Below are 20,482 nucleotides of genomic sequence, written 5' to 3'. Positions count from 1 at the left end.
ACCTCGGGTCGCACATGGGCCCACCTCCATCAGGCAAGGAGCAAGCATGATCACCTTATACGGAACCCCAGTCAGTCGAGCCCTGCGCATATCCTGGTTACTGGAAGAGCTGGGCGTGGCGTGGCAGTTTCAGTTTCTCGACTTCGCCAAGGGCGAGAATCGCAGCGACTGGTTTCTGGCCCTGAACCCGAGCGGCAAGATGCCGGTGCTCAAAGACGGGGACTTCGTGCTGACCGAATCCGCCGCCATCATGCAGTACCTGGCCGAAGTCTATGGCCCGGATTGGCTGCCAGCCAGAGGGACGCAGGCATCCGCGCTGCACGCCAGGTGGGTCAGCTTCATCACCTGCGAGCTGGAGCAACCCTTGTGGACCATAGGCAAGCACAAGTTTGCACTGCCGGAGCCCCAGCGCCTGCCAGCCATCTTTCCCACCGCCAAGTGGGAGTTCGACAAGGCGGCGGCCATCGCCGAGTCCTGGGTGCCCGAGCAGGGCTACCTGCTGGGGGAGCAGATCACCATAGCGGACCTGCTGCTGGCCCATACCCTGATGTGGGCCACCCGCTTCGAGCAGACCATTCCATCCAAGCTGGCCGCCTATCGGGATCGTCTGGCCAAACGCCCCGCCCTGCAGGCCGTGCTGGCCAAAACCCAGGCCATCGCCGACGCCGTCCAGGCCGGCTGACGCCAACATAGGCAAACGGGAGCCCCGATGGCTCCCGTTTTTATGCGTGGCATGGCGGTTTCCCTCCGCTCAATTGGTGTGAAATCCCCCCTTCTGTGGTGGCGGTACCTCTTCATACTCCATCCGGGTCACCTCGGCGGTACGCGGGCCTCGCTCCAGCCAGCCCAGCATCATCTGCACCCCCTGCTCAGGCCCGCAGATCAGGATCTCAACCGACCCGTCCTCCAGGTTGTAGGCGTAGCCGCGCAGCCCCAGTTGCAACGCCCGCTCACGGGTAAAGTAGCGAAATCCCACCCCTTGCACCTGACCCCAGACGCGCACGATAAACGATTGCTCTCCCATTTCTCACACCTTTCCCTTAAGAAATTTCTCTCCAAGGCGATAATGAGCGCGACACTCTCTTCCCCCTTGCAGGACGCAATACCATTATGAAAGAAGTAAAATTCCGGTGGGTTGACCGCTATCTCATTCATCTCACGATCAGTGAAAAATTTCTCATTACCTTCTGGTGCCCTCTGCTGTTTATCGCCTTTCTCACCTGGTATCTGCTGGCTGACAGCCATAGTCAGCAAATACAAATGCGGCTGAGTCAGTTGCAACTGAGGGTCGAGACCAGCGCCCAGCTGGTGAGCCAGCAACCGACCCTCACTCTGCCTGCGGATCTCACCCTGAGCCCGACCGGCAGTGCCGGCCTGACCCAACAGGGCGACCACTACCGCTTCAGTGCCAGCGCAGGCCAGACCGGTTTCGTGACCGGCAGCCTGGATGCCGGCCGCTACTCCATGTGGGACGGCCAGGGCACCACCCTCACCATCATTGCCGTGCTGGCGGCCTTGCTGGCCCTCATCACCCACTACCTGATGACCTTTGTCTCCGGTGCCCTCTACTCCACCAACAAGGCGCTGCAAACCGTGGCAGACGGAGACCTCACCTTCCGTCTCAACTTCTTCCCGGTGCGGGACGAGTTCTCCATCCTGGCGGGCAGCATAGACAGATTCACCGACCGCCAGCACAAGATAGTGCAGCTGGTGGAAGAGTCTGCCGAGGCGCTGACCATGGCCGCCGACGAATTTCGTGACCACGCCAGCGAAGGGGAAACCATGGCCCGCTCCCAGCGCCAGCACATGGACTCCCTGGCCGCCGCCATGGAGCAGATGTCGGCCGCCATCCGGGAAGTGGCGCGCAATGCCAACGACACTCTGCAACAGACTCGCCAATCCAGCGAAGAGGCGGCCAACGGCGCCGCCCGGGTATCGCGCACCATAGCCGCCATCCGCACCCTGGCCGACGAAATAGGCAATGCCTCAGGCGCGGTAGAGCGGCTGACCCATAACGCCAATCGCATCAACGAGGTGGTCAACGTCATCAATGCCATCTCCCAGCAGACCAATCTGCTGGCCCTCAACGCCGCCATCGAGGCGGCCCGCGCGGGTGAGCAGGGACGCGGCTTTGCGGTGGTGGCGGATGAGGTGCGCACCCTCGCCAGTCGCACCCAGCAGGCCACTGTGGAGATCCAGCAGATGATCGAAGAGCTGCAGGCCGGCACAGGAGCCCTCAATGACATCATGGAGAAGACAGTCGGGCGCGCCGCCAGCAGCCAGGCGCTGATCAGCGAGGTGGGGCTCGACATCGACAAGCTCAGCAACCACAGCGATGCCGTGCTGGAGATGAGCACCCAGATAGCCACCTCCAGCGAGGAGCAGAGCTCGGTCGCCGAGGAGATCACCCGCAACCTGGACCAGGTGCGCCACGAAGCGGGTCAGGTAGAGGAATCCGCCAGCGCTTCTGTGGCCGGCACTGCCGGTCTCAAAGGCACGGCAACCGAGCTGGCCCAGGCATTGAAGGGGCTCAAGATCTGATCTGAAGCGGATGCCAGATCAGACAAGCCGGGCTCTCTTGCCAAGGTTGTTTGAGTTTTACCAGCGGGCCACATAGAATGTGGCCCCTTTTCTTTTTACCATCGGCAAACACCCATGAGCGTTTTCATCTATCTCGTCAAAGGCCGCGAAAAATCCCTGCTGCGCCGTCACCCCTGGATCTTCTCCAAAGGGATTGAGCGGGTTGAAGGCAACCCCGTTGACGGCGATACCGTCGAGATCTACGCCAACGATGGCCGGTGGCTCGCCCGTGGTGCCTGGTCAGGCAGCTCCCAGATCCGTGCCCGGGTCTGGACCTTCGATAAAGAGGAGACAGTCGATCTTGATTTCTTCCTGCGTCGCCTCAAATATGCCCAGGAGTCCCGCGATCCGCTGATCAAGCGTCAGGGCCTCACCGGTTATCGCCTGTGCGCCGCCGAATCCGACGGCCTGCCGGGTCTGACCATAGACCGTTATGCCGATTTCCTGGTGTGCCAGATCCTCTCCGCCGGTGCCGAGTTCCAGCGCGATCTGATAACGCAAGCGCTACGTACCCTCTACCCAGAGTGCAGCATCTATGAACGCTCCGACGTGGCAGTGCGCAAGAAGGAAGGGCTGAAAGAGCGTACCGGCGTCATCCATGGCGAGACCCCGACCGAGCCTGTGGTGATCGAAGAGAACGGTGTCAAGATCCTGGTGGACATCCGCAACGGCCACAAGACCGGCTTCTATCTGGATCAGCGCGACAACCGTCAGGCTGTCTCCAAGTACACCTCGGCTAAGCGGGTGCTCAACTGCTTCAGCTACACCGGTGGCTTTGGCATCTATGCCCTCAAGGGCGGCGCCAAGGAAGTGGTCAACGTGGATCTCTCCCAGACTGCGCTGGACATCGCCCGCCAGAACGCCGAGCTGAACGGGCTGGATATCTCCAACACCCAGTTCATCCGTCACGATGTGTTCAAGCTGCTGCGCGAATACCGCGAGAAGGGTGAGAAGTTCGACGTTATCGTGCTGGATCCGCCCAAGTTTGCCGAGAGCAAGGCCCAGCTGCTGGGTGCCTGCCGCGGCTACAAAGACATCAACATGCTGGCGTTCCAGCTGCTGGCGCCGGGTGGCGTACTGCTGACCTACTCCTGCTCCGGCCTGATGGAGCAGAGCCTGTTCCAGAAGATAGTCGCCGATGCGGCGCTCGACGCCGGTCGCGATGCCCAGATCCTGGAGCTGTTGTCACAAGCCTCCGATCACCCCATTGGCACCGCCTATCCGGAAGGCTTCTACCTCAAGGGTCTGGTGGTGCGCGCCCGCTAAGAGCCGCCGACCAGAGTTGGCCGCCCCTTGCCCCCGGTTCCAGACCTGGGCTTGGTCCGGTAAGCCAGTCATCAAAAGGCCCGCTATCGCTAGCGGGCCTTTTTTGCGCTGTACTCCAAAGATATAACGCCGCTCACTCCCTCTCCTCGGCTTGCCGCTGCCATCCCTCTACCGTGCGTTTCCAGTCTTTTAACCACAGCATCCACCCAGGGAATGGCACTCAGCCCACCGACGGGAACCTGATCTAACTTTTATTTATGCAAAAATGTGAAAATAAAATCGCCAACATTGGAAATTTCTCGGGGAAATATCGGCACAAAATGCATCGGAAATCATTCCTCTGCATAAATCAGTTTTTCCCTCTCTTCGGAACCCGGCCATTCCCCCATTTCGACTTGCAACATCATCTCTGGGTCGGCAACAGGCCTGTCGTCGGGCTCAAGCGCCCGGCTCAGTCACGGGCCGGCGCCCCCAGCGGGAAGTAGTGCCGAAATGGCCTGGCCTCATCCACCACGCGCACCACCGAGGGCCGACTCAGCAGGCGAGCACGGTAGGCCCTCAGTCTGGCGTGGGAGTGCGGTATCTCATGGGCCCAGTCGGCATAGAAGAGCGAGGGGGCGGCTGCGCAATCGGCCAGAGTGAAGTCAGCACCAGCAATCCAGTGACGTCCTTCCAGTCGCTGATCGAGCCAGGAGTAGATCTGGTCGAGCAGCTCGCGGGCCTCCAATACGCCATAGCTGTCGCGCTCAGCGACCGGGCGCAGCGCATCCAGCACCACTTTTTGCATCGGCGTCATGACATAGTTGTCGAAGACGCGATCCAGCATGTGAACCTCAAGACCCGCATCACCAGCCGGGATCAGGCTGATGGGGCCCGGATGGTGCGCCTGCAGATGCGCGACTATGGTGCTGCTCTCGAGGATGCAGCGCCCGTCATCCAGCAGCACAGGGAAGCGCTTGAGCGGCCAGAGTGCGGCAAGCTCGGCGTTGGCCGCCGGGTCTTCAAGATTTTGATAGTCGAACGGAGTGGCATTCTCGTAGAGGGCGATTAGCACCTTCTGGCTGTAGGATGAGAAGGGATGGGCATAGAGTTTCATCGGGCGTGCTCCTTACGCTCAGATGGACGACATCCCTAGTCTAGATCCCCACGCCAGCCCCTGATCTTGCCCCCATACAGCTGGCTGTTTTTGCGTAAGGAACGCATATTTATGACGAAAATCACACCCGTATGACTCTCTTTTAGATAGGGTGATCCCGCCTGTGGCCAGCATGAGTCCAGGCTGCTGGAGCATCAGGCTTGATGCCCCAGCACAACAACAAAATCGATGTCAGGCCAAGCTGAACATCGCAAGGGATCCCGATATGAATCAATCATTGCCGCTGTTGACGCCGCTGCGGGGCATAGCTGCCCTGATGGTGGTGCTGTTCCATGCCCGCTTGCTGCTCTTTCCCCAGTGGATGGAGTCAATCGCCGGCCACACCCAACTCATCGAGAACGGCTACCTCTGGGTCGATCTCTTCTTTATTTTGAGCGGCCTGGTGCTGGCCCACGTCTACGGTGAGGCCTTCAGCCGCACGCCCCGCACCCTGGGCTATGGCCGCTTCCTCTGGCTGCGGATGACCCGCGTCTACCCCCTCTATTTCGTGACACTGGTGCTGCTGGTTGGCTGGGAGCTTTACAAGGCCCGCCACGGGTTAGGCTTCTATGCTGGTCCCCTGTTCAAGATGTGGGAGTGGGAAGGGATGCCGCCCTTCGGCTCACCCTTCACCCCGGCCGAGGCCCTGCCAAGCGCCTTCCTGCTGCTGCAGGTGGTGACCGATCACGGATTGACCTGGAACTTCGCAGCCTGGTCGCTCAGCGTGGAGTGGATAAGCTACCTGCTGTTCCCGCTGCTCATTCCGCTCGCGGTGACCCGCAGTCGCTGGAGCCATCTCGCCCCCCTCCCCCCTGTTGGCGCTGACGGTGCTGGCCTTTATCCTGCACAGTCGCGGCACCCTGGATGTCACCAGCGGCGCGCTGGCGGTGGGTCGCGGGGTGAGTGAATTCGTACTCGGCCTCTGGCTGCTGCCCAGGGTCAAGGCCGCGCACCCCTTGCCCATGATGAAACATGATCTGCCGCTGCTGGTTGCCTTTGTGCTGCCCTTCGCGATGATGCAGTTCACCATGACGCCGCAGCTGACTCTGCTGCTGATCGGCTCCTACGTGCTGCTAATCTGGATTTCAGCCGCGCAAGGAGAGCGCCAGAGCCCGCTGCTGCGCCTGCTGGACAACCGCTTCACCAACTGGCTGGGGGATCTCTCCTACTCCATCTACCTGCTCCATGCGCTGGTGCTGCTCACAGGTTGTGAGCTTGCCCACTATCTGGCGCCGGGGCTCACCGACTGGTGGTATGGCCAGACCAACCCGCTGCTGGGGGTAGTGGCCACCTTACTGACGATGGCTGTGCTGATCGGGCTATCTTCTTTAAGTTACAACCTGCTGGAACGACCACTGCAACGGCGCCTGCGCCGCTGGGGCAAGGCTCGCCTGCCGGTGATGGAGCAAGCCGGGTAAGGTCCGCCGCCCAAACATGGCCCCGAAGTGAGACAGGCTCGGCCTCATCGGGACAACACAGGGGGATATGTCTCACGGCCAGCGCATGGCGAAGGCTGTCCCCTCTCTCATTTTTCCCGCCAATCCCCTGCGCTTTGTGTGAATTCCAGTTCGAACCAGAGAGGGCATTTGTGGCATAATGGCCCGTCCTGTGGCCCTTGGCGGGGCTGCTCTGGCGCACCATGTCGCCCCTCCTCCCCGTCCGGCTTGGTGGCCTTCCCATGGCTGCCTGAAATCGCTGCCCCCGTTGGCACCGAGGCCACCCATTTTTTGCGGTATCTTGTCTGCCTGTCTACAAGGCGGCGGATGACCGCCCATTGACCAAGACGGCTCCACAGAGCCTCTGCATAAGGGGTAAGTATGTCTTCCATTCGTCTGACCCAATACAGCCACGGCGCTGGCTGCGGCTGCAAAATTTCTCCCAAGGTGCTCGACACCATTCTCAAGAGCCAGATCCCGGGCTTTGACGACCCGACGTTGGTGGTGGGCAACAGCAGCAAGGATGACGCGGCCGTGGTCGATATCGGCAACGGTCAGGGTATCGTCTCCACCACCGACTTCTTCATGCCCATCGTCGACGATCCCTTTACCTTTGGCCGCATCGCCGCCACCAACGCCATCAGCGACATCTACGCCATGGGCGGCAAGCCCATCGTCGCCATCGCCATCCTCGGCTGGCCCATCAACACGCTCGCTCCCGAGATTGCGCAGCAGGTGATCGACGGCGGCCGCCAGGTGTGCCATGAAGCGGGCATATCTTTGGCTGGCGGCCACAGCATCGACGCCCCCGAGCCCATCTTCGGCCTCGCGGTGACCGGCATAGTGCCGCTCGATGCCATCAAGCAGAATGACACCGCCCAGGTGGGCGACATCCTCTATCTGACCAAGCCCCTTGGCATCGGCATACTCACCACTGCCCAGAAGAAGGGCAAGCTCAAGCCCGAACACGAACAGCTGGCCCCCAACGCCATGTGCACCCTCAACAAGATTGGCCAGCGTTTTGCCGAACTGCCGGGCGTACACGCCATGACGGACGTGACCGGATTTGGTCTGGCGGGCCATCTGCTGGAGATGTGCGAAGGCTCAGGGGTGCGCGCTACCCTCGACTTCAAGGCACTGCCGCTGCTGGACGAGGTGGATTACTACCTCTCTGAGGGCTGCGTACCGGGCGGTACCCTGCGCAACCACGACTCCTACGGCCACAAGCTGGATGCCATGGATGATCGCACCCGCAACATCATGTGTGATCCGCAGACCAGCGGCGGCCTGCTGGTCGCCGTGGGTAAAGAGAGCGAAGCCGAGCTGCTCGCCATCGCGCGGGAAGCGGGCCTCGAGCTCTCGCCCGTCGGCCAGATAAAGCCCCTCGAGGGCACCCGCTTTATCGAGATTGTCCAATGAGTGAATTGCCACTGGCCACCGACTACGCCCAGATATTTTTAGGCGATGTGCCCTTGATTGATGTGCGCGCCCCCATCGAGTTCAAGGAGGGGGCCTTCCCCTGCTCGACCAATCTGCCCTTGATGACAGACGATGAACGCGCCCAGGTGGGGACCTGCTTCAAGAAGCAGGGTCAGGCCGCCGCCATTGAGCTTGGTCACAAGCTGGTGGGGGGAGCGGTAAGGGCCGAGCGCCTCGAAGGCTGGCTGGCGCAGCTGCGCCAGCAGCCCGATGCTCTGCTCTACTGCTTTCGCGGCGGCCTGCGCTCGCAAACCGTTCAACAGTGGCTGGCTGATGCCGGGATCACCCGCCCCCGGGTCGCCGGTGGCTACAAGGAGCTGCGCCGCTTTTTGATCGACACTCAGGACAAGGCCTCTGCCGAGTGCCACTGGACTGTGCTGACCGGCATGACCGGCTCCGGCAAGACCCATATGCTGGGCCATGTTGCCCAGGCACTCGATCTGGAAGGGCACGCCCGCCACAGAGGCTCATCGTTTGGCCAGCTGCCCGGCGGCCAGCCCAGCAACATCAACTTTGAAAACAACATGGCCATCGAGTTGCTCAAGCGCCGCCATCGGGGTGAACAGGCCTTCGTGGTGGAAGACGAGAGCCGGCTTATCGGCCGCTGCTGCCTGCCGATCTCCCTCCATGATGCCATGAGTCAGGCACCGCTGGTGGTGGTGGATGTGCCGCAGTGCGATCGCGCCGAGCAGATCCGCGAGGACTACGTGCACGATCTCTGGCTGCGCTATCAGGCCATGTATGGCAATGAAGCCGGTTGGCCGCTGTTTGCCGCCTATCTCACCGATGCGCTGGCCCGCCTCAAGCGCCGCCTCGGGGATCAGGCTCACCGCGAGCTGGATGCGCTGATGCAGACAGCCCTCGTCGAGCAGGCCAGCAGTGGCGCGACCGAGCCGCATCTAGCCTGGATCACTTTGCTGCTGACGCGCTACTACGACCCCATGTATCTCTATCAGCTTGGCAACAAGCAGGAACGCATCGTGTTCCGGGGTGACAAGCAGGCCTGTCTCGACTACTTCGCCGAGCAGCACGCCAGAGCGCAACAGGGCTGACCCCATCGCCTTTACAAGAGGACCCCACATGTTGAAATTCGAGGTGATCCCGGTCACCCAGTTCGCCCAGAACTGCTCCCTCATCTGGTGTGACGAGACCCATCAGGCGGCGCTGATCGACCCGGGTGGTGAAGCGGACAAACTGCTGGCCGCCATCGCCAAGCGCGGGCTGACCCTGACCCATATCCTGCTGACCCACGGTCATCTGGATCACGTGGGCGCAGCGGCCGAGCTGCGGGAAAAAACCGGCGTGACCATTACCGGCCCCCACAAGGAAGACGCCTTCTGGCTCGACATGCTGCCCCAACAGAGCCAGATGTTCGGCTTCGCCCATACCCCCGCCTTCGCCCCCGACCAGTGGCTGGCGCAGGGCGACAAGGTGCAACTTGGCCAGTGCGAGCTGGAGGTCCATTTCTGCCCCGGCCACACCCCTGGCCATATCGTGCTGCTGAGCCAGGCCGAAAAACTCGCCTGGGTTGGCGACGTGCTCTTTGCCGGCAGCATCGGCCGCACCGACTTCCCGCGCGGCGATCACGGGACGCTTATCAAGTCGATCACCGAGACCCTGCTGCCGCTGGGCGACGAGATTGTCTTCATTCCTGGCCACGGCCCCAGCTCCACCTTCGGTCGCGAGAAGGCAAGCAACCCTTACCTGACCCAGCCCATCTGGTAACAGGCAAAGAGCGCCTCAACGCAGAGAGGGCGACCCTGGGGTTGCCCTCTTTTTCATGGCTTGCTGCCCGTGGCATCAAACGCCAGACAGCAAAAAGCCACTCCTGAGAGTGGCTTTTTTCAACTGGATGGCTCGCGATTAAACGCGAACGAAGTCCAGGTGAACCAGCTTCGGCTTAACCGGGTGACGCTGGATAGCCTTCACTTTAACGCTGACTTCTTCACCGTTGATGACCAGGGTCAGCACGGATTCGTAGAATTCCGGCTTCTCTTGGGCAATGATGAATTTCTTGTGGTCAACAGTGATCGACTGGGCTTCTTTACCTGCACCGTAGATGATGGCAGGAACTTGGTCAGCGTGACGCAGGCGGCGGCTCGCACCTTTCCCCAGGTCAGAACGGACTTCAGCTTGGAATACGAAAGACATAGTGGTTATCTCATATAGATGAATTTATGGTGCTGACTGCGACCGGTCAGCACCTCGCAAAACGAGGGCGCATACTAGCACGGGCCCAGTACAGTGACAAGAGACCTTAACGCCCCTGCTCCAGCCGGGCAAACCGCTGCTGCCGCTCTGCCGCACTCAGGGCATCGAAGCGTGCCAGCGTCTGGGGCGCCGGACAGTAGAGGGTATCCCCCGCCTTGACCCGGATGCTGTTGCCCATCAGCGGGCGATTGTCATCGACGATGGCCAGCAGATAGCTGTAAGTGTCTCCCGCCGCCCCAGTGACAGTGCCATTCTGGGCCAGGGTGGCGGCGATGCGCCACAGTGTCTCCCCGGATGCCACCTGATGACAGACCCGCTTGCCATTGCCGGCCGCCGGCGCTGTGAGCGTCAGCGTCTCACCGCCGGGGGATGCGTTCATCGTCGGTGGCGTCTCACCATTAGCAACACGGGCCAGCAGGGTATCCGGCGCTCGCCAGGCCGTATTCAGAACCAGGCTCACCGCCAGCCGTTCGCTGTCCAGGCTGGTGGCGCGCGGCTGACCCGGCATCACCGGCGGAGTGAATTCGGCCATGAAAGGTACCCCCAGACCGGCCACCTCCTGCTCGCCGTAATGCGGCGACGTGACGGGCGCAACGGGTGCCAGACCATAGGCGGCCTCATCGATGCGCCTGAGCCTGGCCAGATACGCCTTGGAGAGCTGTGCCTCCCCTTCGAACAGATCGAAGGGCGGCACCAGCCGGGCCGGAAACAGCACCTGCCAACGCCCCTTCTTCTGCTTGAGTTCGAGGGGGGGAAACTGATTACCCCGCCAGGCCACGAACATGGCCGGCGGGGAGCGGTGCAGCGGGTAATATTCCGGGTTCAACTGCACCCAGGTTTGCTCTGCAATAGGCTGGTAACCGCTGATCACCACCTGCGCCACACTCAACCAGATCCCCAGCATCCTTGCCTCCCTGAATTGTGGTTTGAAGGGGGCCACCTGACTGGCAGCGCCTCCTCATAAAGCTATATCATGCAGTTAAAACAGACAGATAGCAGCTTAGCACTGGGCGATGGCGTTAAGCACCCGTTTATCTGACACCGGATAGGGGGTCCCCAGATTCTGGGCGAAGAAGGAGACCCTCAGCTCCTCGATCATCCAGCGGATATTGGCCACCTCGGCAGGGATCAGCTGGGATTTGGGGATCTTGGCCAGCAGCGCCTTGTAATCGGACTCCACGCTCTGCACCTTGAGCATGTAGACCCGATCCCGGTTGGGATCGATGGCCAGCTTCTCCATCCTGCGCTCGATGGCGCGCAGGTAGCGCAGCAAGTCCGGCAGCCGCTGCCAACCGGTCTCGGTGACGAAGCCCTTGTGAATGAGGTTGCCCAGCTGCAACTGGATATCCGACATGGCAAAGGCGGTATCGAGCTGCATCTTGCCCTTGAGCTGCTTCTTGATCTCGTGAGACAGGGTCAGCACGGCTTCCACCTGGCTGGCCACCTCCACCACCGCATCGTTGAGCTCGGCGCGCACGAACTCCTTGAGCGCCTCGAACCCCGCCTCGTCCCAGGCCAGGCCGCCGTGGCGCTCGATAAGCTTGTCGCAGCCGCAGGCGATGCAGTCATCGATAAGCTCCGCCACCTTGCCAAACGGGTTGAAGTAAAGACCCAGCTTCGCCTTGTTCGGCAGCTTCTCCTGCAGGTACTTGATGGGGGATGGCACGTTGAGCAGCACCAGCCGGCGCTGGCCCGCCCACATCAGCTGCTGCTGGGCCACCGGGCTCTCCACCAGCTGGATGGAGACAGAGTCCTTCTCATCCACCAGCGCCGGATAAGCTTTCACCTCGAAGCCACCGCGCTTCTGGCTGTACTCCTGAGGCAGCTCGCCAAAGCTCCACAGGGTGAGGCCGGACTGCTCGATATCGTCGTCCGCCACTTGCGACAGCGTCTCCTGCACCTTGCCGCGCAGGGATTCCTTCAGCGCTTCCAGGTCTTTCCCTTCCGCCACTTTCTTCTGCTTGTCGTCCACCACCCGGAAGGTGAGTTTCAGGTGATCGGGCACAGATGCCCAATCCCAGGACTCGCGGGGCACAGTGACGCCAGTCATACGGCGCAGCTGGCGCTCCATCTCGTCCAGCAGCGGCCCCTGCTCGGGGTTGAGACTGGCGAGCAGCGCATCTGCGTAGTTGGGGGCCGGTACGAAGTTCTTGCGCATCGGCTTTGGCATCGACTTGATGAGGGCCACCAGCAGTTCATGACGCAAGCCGGGGATCAACCACTCGAACCCCTTCACCTCCACCTGGTTGAGCAGCGGCAACGGAATATGCAGGGTGACGCCGTCCGCCGCCTCCCCCGGTTCGAATTGGTAGCTCAACTTGAGCTTGAGGCGCCCCTGCTGCCAGAAGTTGGGGTAGTCGAGATCGCTGATGTGGGCCGCATCCCCCTTCATCAGCATCTCTTTCTCGAAGTTGAGCTGTTCGGGATCCTGCTTTTGCGCCTCCTTCCACCACTTGTCGAAGTGGCGGGCGGAGATGATCTCCTCCGGCAAACGGGCGTCGTAGAAGCGGAACAAGTCCTCGTCATCCACCAGAATGTCGCGGCGGCGGGATTTGTGCTCCAGCGCTTCCACCTCGGCGAGCAGCTTGCGGTTCTCGCCAAAGAAGCGGTGACGGGTCTCGAAATCCCCCTCCACCAGGGCGCGGCGAATAAACAGCTCACGACACAGCGCCGGATCGAGGCGGCTGAAGTTGATGGTGCGCTCGTTGACCAGGGTCAGGCCGTAGAGGGTCACCTTCTCCTTGGCCATGACGGCACCATTTTTCTTCGACCAGTGCGGGTCGCTGTGGTGCAGTTTAATGAGGTGCGCCGCCAGCGGCTCCACCCATTCCGGCTCAATCTTGGCATTGACCCGCGCATAGAGACGCGAGGTCTCCACCAGTTCGGCGGCCATCACCCACTTGGGCGGCTTCTTGAACAGGCCCGAGGCCGGGAACAGGTGGAAACGGCCATTGCGAGCACCAAGGAACTCGGGCTTTTCCAGATCCTTGTTGCCGATATGGCTCAAGAGGCCGGTCAGCAGGGCGCAGTGTACCGTCTTGAAATCCGCCGGCTCATGGTTGGTCTTGAAGCCAAGCTCCTTCACCGTCTGGCGCAGCTGGAAGTGGATATCCTGCCACTCGCGCACCCGCAGGTAGGAGAGAAACTCCTTCTGGCACATGCGGCGGAACGGGTTGCTGCCGAGCGCATCCTGCTGCTCTTTCAGGTAGTTCCACAGATTGACGAAGGCGAGGAAGTCAGAGTCCTTGTCTTCAAAACGTCTGTGCTGCTCGTCGGCGGCCTGCTTCTTCTCCATGGGCCGCTCGCGGGGATCCTGGATACTGAGGCCAGCGGTGATCACCATGACTTCGCTCAGGCAGCCGGTTTGCGCCGCCGTGATCACCATCTTTGCCAGACGTGGATCAAGGGGAATGCGCGACAGCTGGCGACCTATGTCGGTCAGCTGCAACTTGGGTTCGAGATCCTGCTCCTGGCCGGCTTGCTGGGCAGCGGCGTAACGGGCAGGCAGTTCGCGTACCGCCTCCAGCTCCTTGAGCAGGCTCAGGCCATCCTTGATGTGGCGTGATTCTGGCGGCTCGACGAAGGGGAAGGCCTCCATGTTGCCAAGCCCCAGCGCCAGCATCTGCAAGATGACGGATGCCAGGTTGGTGCGCAGGATCTCCGGATCGGTAAAGGCGGGACGGTTGTTGAAATCCTCTTCCGAGTAGAGACGGATACAGATACCGTCCGCGACCCGGCCGCAACGCCCCTTGCGCTGGTTGGCACTGGCCTGGGAGACGGGCTCGATGGGCAGGCGCTGCACCTTGGTACGCCAGGAGTAGCGGCTGATGCGGGCGGTACCCGGGTCTATCACATAGCGGATGCCCGGCACCGTCAACGAGGTTTCCGCCACGTTGGTGGCCAGCACTATGCGCCGGCCGGCGTGTTGCTGGAACACCTTGTTCTGCTCGGCGTTGGAGAGGCGGGCATAGAGCGGCAGCACCTCGGTATCGCGCAGGTTGAGCTTGCGCAGAGCCTCGGTGGTATCGCGAATTTCTCGCTCGCCGTTCATGAAGATGAGGATGTCCCCCAGCCCTTCGCGGGCCAGCTCCTCCACCGCATCGAAGATCCCCTGCAGCTCGTCGCGCTCCTCCAGCCCCTCACTCTTGTCGCTGACAAGCGGGCGATAGCGCACATCCACAGGATAGGTGCGACCGGAGACCTCGATCACCGGCGCCTTGTTGAAATGGCGGGAGAAACGCTGGGGATCTATGGTGGCCGAGGTGATGATCACCTTGAGATCCGGGCGCCGTGGCAGCAGCTGCTTGAGATAGCCCAGGATGAAGTCGATGTTGAGGCTGCGCTCGTGGGCCTCATCGATGATGATGGTGTCGTACTGGGTGAGCATGCGGTCGTTCTGGATTTCTGCCAGCAGGATACCGTCTGTCATCAGCTTGATGTGGGTCTGCTCGCTCACCTGATCGGTAAAGCGCACCTTGTAGCCCACGTAGTTGCCCAGTTCGGATTGCATCTCTTCGGCGATGCGTGCCGCTACTGTGCGGGCCGCGAGGCGCCGCGGCTGGGTGTGGCCTATATAGCCTTTCACCCCGCGCCCGAGCGAGAGACAAATCTTGGGGATCTGGGTGGTCTTGCCCGAGCCGGTTTCGCCGGCGATGATCACCACCTGATGTTCGCTGATCGCCTTGGCGATCTCCGCCTGCTTCTGGCTGACCGGCAGGTTGGCCGGGTAGGTCACCTTGGGTACACCCGCCAGACGGGACTGGTAGCGAGCCAGGGCGACATCCAGATCCGCGGCCAGGGTCTCAAGCACGGCCACCAGCTTGCCCTCAGGCAGCTTCTTGACCCCGTGCAGACGACTGGAAAGGCGACGGGCATCAAGATTCATGCAAGCAGAAAGACGGCGGCGCAGCGCCTCGATAGAGAGAGACAAGGTACGAATTCCTTAAATGAGTGCCCAGAGGGGCCATATCGACAAGCTTCGGGAGATCCTAAAGAGCGAGGAAGAGAGGTGCAAGCCTTAAAGCGATTGGGGTGGCGATGAAAACCGGAATAACGGGCGTCTGGGCAGAAGTCTCTGAATGGCGCGTCTGAATAAAAAGAGCAGGCACCCGGCCTGCTCCCGATGACGCATGGCGCTCAATCCGATCAGGCCCGGGCCTTGTGTACGAAACAGGTGCCCAGCTGGGCTTGGATCGCCAGCATCACATCGTGACGGCTGATCACCCCGAGCAGGTGTCCCTCCTCCACCACAGGATAGATCTTGGGCTTTTGCCCCATCATCATCTCGGCCAGCTCCAGAATGCTGGTGTCGGGTCCGACCGCCAGCACCTCCTTGCGCATCACATCCTTGACCTGGGCCACCTGCTCGCAGTGATAGGCCTCCTTGAGCATGACGGAGATGCAGTCCTGTTCGGAAACCCAGCCGATCAGATGACCCAGTGCATCCACCACGGGGCCACCCAGTTGGTGGCTGTTGAGAAACTTTTCGACCGCAGACTGCACCATCATGTCAGCGCTGAACGTGATGGGCCGGGTCTGCATGTAATCCTTTGCCTTGAGTGATTCCATTGTGCGTTCCCCCAACCGGCCTCCCGGGCGGGAGGCGCAAGCCGGGCACTATGTCCGGCTCACTCCAAGCATAGCTCGCACCGGATCAGGAGATGGATTGCAGCAACAGCAGCAGCTCGTTCTGACTATGGCAGTCGGTCTTCTTGAAGACCCCCTTGAGGGTCGAGCGGACGGTTTCCACCTTGACACCGCGCAGCTCGGCGATGTCGTTGCTGCTGTAACCCTTGCTCATCAGCACCAGCAGCTCCTTCTCGCCTATGGTGAGCGGATAGAGGCTGGCCAGCGCTTCTATGTCGGGATTGAAGGAGTGCTCGGGATCCCGCAGCACCAGCTCCACATAGCGCTCGAACCGGCTGAGACCGCTCATCAGGGTACACTGGATCAGCAATGGCCTTAAATTGGCCTGACGGGGAATCGACATATAAGCACTCGCCCCCGGCAACAAGTAGGCAAAGCCATTCAGGATCTCCTTGAACTGGCGTTGTTGCTCCTTATTTTGCAGCGAGAAAATACCATTGATCGCCCGCAGTTCCACATTCTCGTCGGAGATACGATTGAAGGCCACATTGGAATAATGGATATGGCCTTTGTCATCGACGATGGCACTGGGCTTATTATGGTTTTTAACCAGTTGCTGCAGCTGATAGTTCTGTGTTTCCAGGGCCAGCAAGTTCCAATAATGGTGGCTCCAGGCCGCAAGACCAGAATAAACTTCTGCCAACGAGGAGATATCCTGAGCGCTGAAGTCATCTTGACTGGCACCGCGATAGCTGCACAGGCTGCTAAGGCCCCGCCCCTTCACCCGGCAGACGCCCCCGGCCGCAAACTGGGCACCGAAACTGGCCAGCAGCCCGGTCGAATTGGACAGTGTCGTGGCATTGACTATGCCCTGGCAGCCCTTGTCCAGATAGTGATTGAACCACACATCCTGGCGATGATGCTGCACATAGAACTGCTGCTGGGCCTCAGTCAGCCCGCTGGAGAAAAGTTTTATCCCGTCGCTCTTGTCATCATCCCGCAACAGGAACAACGAGGAACTCCCCGACACATCGGAGCGGAACTGATCCACCACCAACTTAATGTCAGAATCATTAATACCGCACTCATATAACTGGCTTATATAGGGCGATACCCTTTCTTTTGTTAATACCTTCACACCCGAACTCCTAATTCTTATTTTTATTGAAGTGGCATCTTACTCTGCAATGAGAAACCCGAAAAGTAGTCAAATGAACAAAGGTTTTATAACTGATCCATAAATAGTAATGATGAAAGTACATAAGGATGAGCGAAAGCGAAAATCTGAAATCCAAGTTAATGTTTTATATGATTTTTGTCGCTATGGGTCTTTTTATCGCCATCAGGGTTCCCGCCATGGCGAGATCCGTATCCCACGACAAACCTCGCATTTTTCCCCCTTCGGCCCCGACGACTGGCCCGATTCCAATAAAAGTCCCGCATCCTGCTTCTCCTGGCCTAGTTATTCTTGGTCTGGTGATGCCCGCACGATAGCGCCACATCTTGTCTAACCGTGCCCATCTACCCATGCCACGCCCTTTGCCTCCCATGCGCCCAGCTCGCCATCGACGTTGCCATCTGCTCGCCCTCTCATGTCAGACTCAAGGCACCAATGTTTCATATTGGTTAATTTTGTGTTTAATTTGTGAGCTGACAACAGCAATGTATATACAAATAGCCCAGTCAGATGTCGGGCTGGTGTCATACCACAAGGAGAAATGACGATATGGAACAGGATAATGTACTCATAGCCCCCACAAAATCAGGTGCCGGCATCAAGCTGTTACTGACCAGCCTGCTTGGCATCGCCATCTTTTTCATCCCGTTCGAGCTGGCGGGACACAGCACCATACTGGTGGATCATCTGGCTGGCTTGCTGATGGCACAGCGGCCATTGGCGGTGGGATTGATCCTGCTGCTGATCGCTTATGGGGCCGTGACTCCGCTGTTGGATGGCCGCTGGCGCGCGCGCCCCATAGACCGGCTCCTGAGCCTGTTCAAGCTGCTCGGTCTTGGGCTGGCATTGATGTATGTTGCTGAACTGGGACCGGCCTGGCTGATGACGCCGGATCGCCTGCCCTTTCTGTTCGACAAGCTGGCCATGTCAGTCGGCCTCATCGTCCCCATAGGTGCCATGGCCCTCACCTTCCTGCTCGGCTTCGGTCTGCTGGAACTGATCGGAGTACTGATGCAGCCCGTGATGCGCCCGCTATGGCGCACACCGGGACACTCCGCCATCGATGCGGTGGCCTCCTTCGTCGGTAGCTATTCGGTTGGGCTGCTCATCACCAACCGGGTCTTCCTCGCGGGCAAATACACGGTGCGGGAAGCCGTCATCATAGCCACCGGGTTTTCCACCGTGTCCGCCGCCTTCATGATCATTGTGGCCAAGACCCTCAACCTGATGGAACACTGGAACTTCTATTTCTGGTCCACCCTGGTGATCACCTTTGTCATCACCGCCATTCTGGCGCGTGTGCCCCCCATCTCCAACATGGCCCATCACGGGGAGACCGATGAGCCACTGCCAGCCGGCATGCGCCGCTGGCAAGCCGCACTGGCATCCGGGCTGGCTCAATCCCGTCAGGCGGACCCAGTGCTGCGCCAGTTGCAGGACAACCTCAAAGATGGCCTCAGCATGGCGGCCGCCGTGGTGCCCACCATATTGTCGGTCGGCCTGCTCGGCCTGTTGCTGGCACAGCACACCCCCTTGTTCGATCTGCTGGGCTGGCTGCTGTGGCCCCTGACCTGGTTGCTTGATCTGGGCGAGCCACTGGAGACCGCCAGATCGCTCTCGGCCGGCTTGGCGGAAATGTTCCTGCCCGCCATCCTGCTCAAGGATGCGGATCTGCTGGTGCGCTATGTCACCGCCGTGGTCTCGGTCAGCTCGGTCCTCTTTTTCTCCGCCTCCATTCCCTGCATCCTGGCCACCAAGATCCCGGTGAGCGTGAGCCAGCTGGTAGTGATCTGGTTCCTGCGCACCCTGCTCGGCATAGTGCTGGCTGCACTCTGCGGCAAGCTGGCCATAGCGGCAGGCTGGCTGAGTTAAGCGAAGGGGCAACGCCCTAGTGAGGAAGCGCAAACACGTACACAAACCAAGAAGGCGCCCTAGGGCGCCTTCACTTTTTGCACAGCAGCCATGGCTCCTGCCGCAACAGGGGCTGAATTGGCACGCACACCATAAAAAACGCAGCTGATACAGAGTGCCTGCATCAACTGCGTTCTGGTCATGCTTGATGGGGTTTGCCATGCCAGATGGGGAACGTATGAAACACCCACCCTGCGCCACATCGCGGAAGCATCAGACCGATCTGGTCTTTAGCCCGCGCCCCTGTCGAAGCATTGGATTTACATCCTTAGAAGGGCAGCTTCATGCCCGGGGGCAGTTGCATGCCGCCGGTCAGTTCGCCCATCTTGGTCTTGTTCTGCTCTTCCACACGACGAACGGCATCGTTGACGGCGGCAGCGACCAAATCTTCGATCATCTCTTTGTCATCTTCCATCAGGCTCGGGTCGATCTCGATGCGACGCACGCTGTGGCTACCGGCCATGGTGACCTTGACCATGCCAGCACCGGCTTCGCCGACCACTTCCATCTGGGCAAGCTGCTCTTGCATCTTCTGCATGCGCTCTTGCATCTGTTGGGCCTGCTTCATCAGGTTCCCCATTCCACCTTTACCAAACATATGTCGTCTCTCGTCTTGAAATCCGGCATCCAGCGCCGGGCTGTGGGCTTGTTCTGTCCTAGATGGGGACAGGCAAACCCCTTTTCAACCGGGCACCGGGCCCGGCATAGGTGTTAAACATCGAATTCAATTGCTTAGCGGCTCTATGCTCTCGTGGTGGAGCACGGCGCCGAATCGCTGAACTAAAAACTGCACGTTGGGATCCTGCTCCAGATCCCGGCTCACCTGCTCGCGCACTCCCAGGTAGAGGCGGTGTTCTATCTCCAGTGGCGTCTCCTTATCGGGCACCAGACCCAGGGTCACCTCCACCTGCACAGCCTGGCCCAGCTCGGGGCTTATGATCTCGGCCAGATCGGCGCGGGCCCGATCGCTGATGAGGTGGCGCTGCTCGGGCTTGAGGGTCAGCAGTACAGTGTTTCCCTGCTGGCTCATGACAGAGTTGATCGCCAGCTGACGCAACCGGCCGCCGATCCCGGTGCGGGCAATCAACTCAGCCCAGGGATCGCCGCAGTTGGCCAGCAAGGAGGACGGGATCAGTCTGGCGACCTCTTCCCCCTCCTCGGGTTGGCTGTCGCTCTCCAGCTCATCCCAGTCGATGGTCTCCATCACGGAGGCCGCCATCGGCTGTGGTTCGCTGGCAGCAGCAATCTGGGGCATCGCGGGTGCGGCACTTGACACGGCAGGCGCTACCTGCGCCCTCGCGGCCGGCGTACCGTCCAGATCCCAGGGCGGCAGATCGTCCGGATTGGAACTAGCCCTGGCGGGAACCTGAACCGGGGCAGCCTGACCATAGGCAGGCCCGGCGCTGGCCGCCGGAGCCCGGTGTGGCATGGGTGCACTGGCAGCGGCATCGCTAAAACCCTGGCTCAGGTACTCCTCGTAATCGCTGCCACTGTCGTCATAGGCATCGAGCGGCGGCAGCTCCTCATAACCCGCTACAGCTGAACTCTGGGTCGGCGCCACGGTGGCAGCTTGCCAACCGGTAGAGGCTGGTGCAGCAACTGGCGGCGCAATAAGGCTGGCCTCGGGGGCCGCCACCGGCCGGGTGGGCGCAACGCGAGGGGGGGCAGACGCAACGGCGGTGGCCCCAGGCTCACCACGCA

Annotated in this window: 16 protein-coding genes and 1 pseudogene; 8 read left to right on the top strand and 9 right to left on the bottom strand. The window is 60.6% G+C overall.

Annotation, left to right across the window (positions count from 1 at the left end):
• Nucleotides 1-46 precede the first annotated feature (46 nt).
• Entirely contained in the window at nt 47-682 is a 636-nt protein-coding gene (locus BN1128_RS03560; RefSeq protein ID WP_042866354.1) for a glutathione S-transferase family protein, read from the top strand.
• A gap of 69 nt (nt 683-751) precedes the next feature.
• Here the strand turns inward: BN1128_RS03560 and yccX are convergent, their stop codons facing one another.
• The gene (gene yccX, locus BN1128_RS03555) at nt 752-1,024 is read right to left on the bottom strand and encodes an acylphosphatase (protein WP_042866353.1); all 273 of its coding nucleotides are present in this window, start codon (nt 1,022-1,024) and stop codon (nt 752-754) included.
• 86 nt (nt 1,025-1,110) lie between these two features.
• Here yccX and BN1128_RS03550 point away from each other — a divergent pair, with 86 nt between their 5' ends.
• On the top strand, nt 1,111-2,541 hold the full coding sequence (locus tag BN1128_RS03550) for a methyl-accepting chemotaxis protein (protein WP_042866352.1): 1,431 nt from the start codon (nt 1,111-1,113) through the stop codon (nt 2,539-2,541).
• Between the two features lie 114 nt (nt 2,542-2,655).
• Nucleotides 2,656-3,846 carry a class I SAM-dependent methyltransferase gene (locus tag BN1128_RS03545; RefSeq protein ID WP_042866351.1) on the top strand — a complete coding sequence of 397 codons (1,191 nt, stop codon included), beginning with the start codon at nt 2,656-2,658 and terminating at the stop codon, nt 3,844-3,846.
• Between the two features lie 451 nt (nt 3,847-4,297).
• On the opposite strand, the gene BN1128_RS03540 is transcribed toward BN1128_RS03545, so the two are convergent.
• Nucleotides 4,298-4,942, bottom strand: a complete 645-nt coding sequence (locus BN1128_RS03540; protein ID WP_042866350.1) for a glutathione S-transferase family protein — start codon at nt 4,940-4,942, stop codon at nt 4,298-4,300.
• A gap of 265 nt (nt 4,943-5,207) precedes the next feature.
• Between BN1128_RS03540 and BN1128_RS03535 the strand changes: the two are divergent.
• From BN1128_RS03535 to BN1128_RS03520, 4 genes and pseudogenes are all read left to right on the top strand, one after another.
• Nucleotides 5,208-6,399: pseudogene (locus BN1128_RS03535) on the top strand (acyltransferase family protein).
• 399 nt (nt 6,400-6,798) lie between these two features.
• Complete coding sequence (selD, locus tag BN1128_RS03530; protein ID WP_042866349.1) at nt 6,799-7,836, top strand: selenide, water dikinase SelD; 1,038 nt, start codon at nt 6,799-6,801, stop codon at nt 7,834-7,836.
• Nucleotides 7,833-8,948, top strand: coding sequence for a tRNA 2-selenouridine(34) synthase MnmH (gene mnmH / locus BN1128_RS03525; protein WP_042866347.1), 1,116 nt, complete (start codon nt 7,833-7,835; stop codon nt 8,946-8,948). Before selD ends, mnmH begins: the two co-directional genes overlap by 4 nt.
• 28 nt (nt 8,949-8,976) lie before the next feature.
• Nucleotides 8,977-9,621, top strand: a complete 645-nt coding sequence (locus BN1128_RS03520) for an MBL fold metallo-hydrolase (protein ID WP_042866346.1) — start codon at nt 8,977-8,979, stop codon at nt 9,619-9,621.
• 138 nt (nt 9,622-9,759) lie between these two features.
• Here BN1128_RS03520 and rplY read toward each other — a convergent pair whose 3' ends face one another.
• From rplY to BN1128_RS03495, 5 genes are all read right to left on the bottom strand, one after another.
• Nucleotides 9,760-10,047 carry a 50S ribosomal protein L25 gene (gene rplY / locus BN1128_RS03515; RefSeq protein WP_042037696.1) on the bottom strand — a complete coding sequence of 96 codons (288 nt, stop codon included), beginning with the start codon at nt 10,045-10,047 and terminating at the stop codon, nt 9,760-9,762.
• A 106-nt stretch (nt 10,048-10,153) separates the two neighbouring features.
• Nucleotides 10,154-11,011, bottom strand: coding sequence for a hypothetical protein (locus BN1128_RS03510; protein ID WP_042866344.1), 858 nt, complete (start codon nt 11,009-11,011; stop codon nt 10,154-10,156).
• Nucleotides 11,012-11,107: 96 nt separating this feature from the next.
• A complete protein-coding gene (gene hrpA / locus BN1128_RS03505; protein WP_042866343.1) occupies nt 11,108-15,037 on the bottom strand; it encodes an ATP-dependent RNA helicase HrpA in 3,930 nt (1,309 codons plus the stop codon).
• Between the two features lie 215 nt (nt 15,038-15,252).
• Complete coding sequence (locus BN1128_RS03500; protein ID WP_042866342.1) at nt 15,253-15,675, bottom strand: CBS domain-containing protein; 423 nt, start codon at nt 15,673-15,675, stop codon at nt 15,253-15,255.
• An 85-nt stretch (nt 15,676-15,760) separates the two neighbouring features.
• Entirely contained in the window at nt 15,761-16,831 is a 1,071-nt protein-coding gene (locus tag BN1128_RS03495; protein ID WP_042866341.1) for a helix-turn-helix transcriptional regulator, read from the bottom strand.
• Between the two features lie 588 nt (nt 16,832-17,419).
• Here BN1128_RS03495 and BN1128_RS03490 point away from each other — a divergent pair.
• Nucleotides 17,420-18,742 (top strand): YjiH family protein, encoded by a 1,323-nt coding sequence (locus BN1128_RS03490; RefSeq protein ID WP_042866340.1) that lies wholly within the window; start codon nt 17,420-17,422, stop codon nt 18,740-18,742.
• A gap of 307 nt (nt 18,743-19,049) precedes the next feature.
• On the opposite strand, the gene BN1128_RS03485 is transcribed toward BN1128_RS03490, so the two are convergent.
• Together BN1128_RS03485 and BN1128_RS03480 are read right to left on the bottom strand one after the other, a co-directional pair.
• Nucleotides 19,050-19,379, bottom strand: coding sequence for a YbaB/EbfC family nucleoid-associated protein (locus tag BN1128_RS03485; protein WP_042037688.1), 330 nt, complete (start codon nt 19,377-19,379; stop codon nt 19,050-19,052).
• A gap of 126 nt (nt 19,380-19,505) precedes the next feature.
• On the bottom strand, nt 19,506-20,482 hold a 977-nt coding region (locus BN1128_RS03480), incomplete at its 5' end, for a DNA polymerase III subunit gamma/tau C-terminal domain-containing protein (RefSeq protein WP_042866339.1).

Origin of the sequence: Aeromonas piscicola (assembly GCF_000820005.1) — a bacterium.
Classification (GTDB): domain Bacteria; phylum Pseudomonadota; class Gammaproteobacteria; order Enterobacterales; family Aeromonadaceae; genus Aeromonas; species Aeromonas piscicola.
The sequence above is the reverse complement of the archived record's forward strand: the minus strand, read 5'-3'. Positions and strand labels throughout refer to the sequence as shown.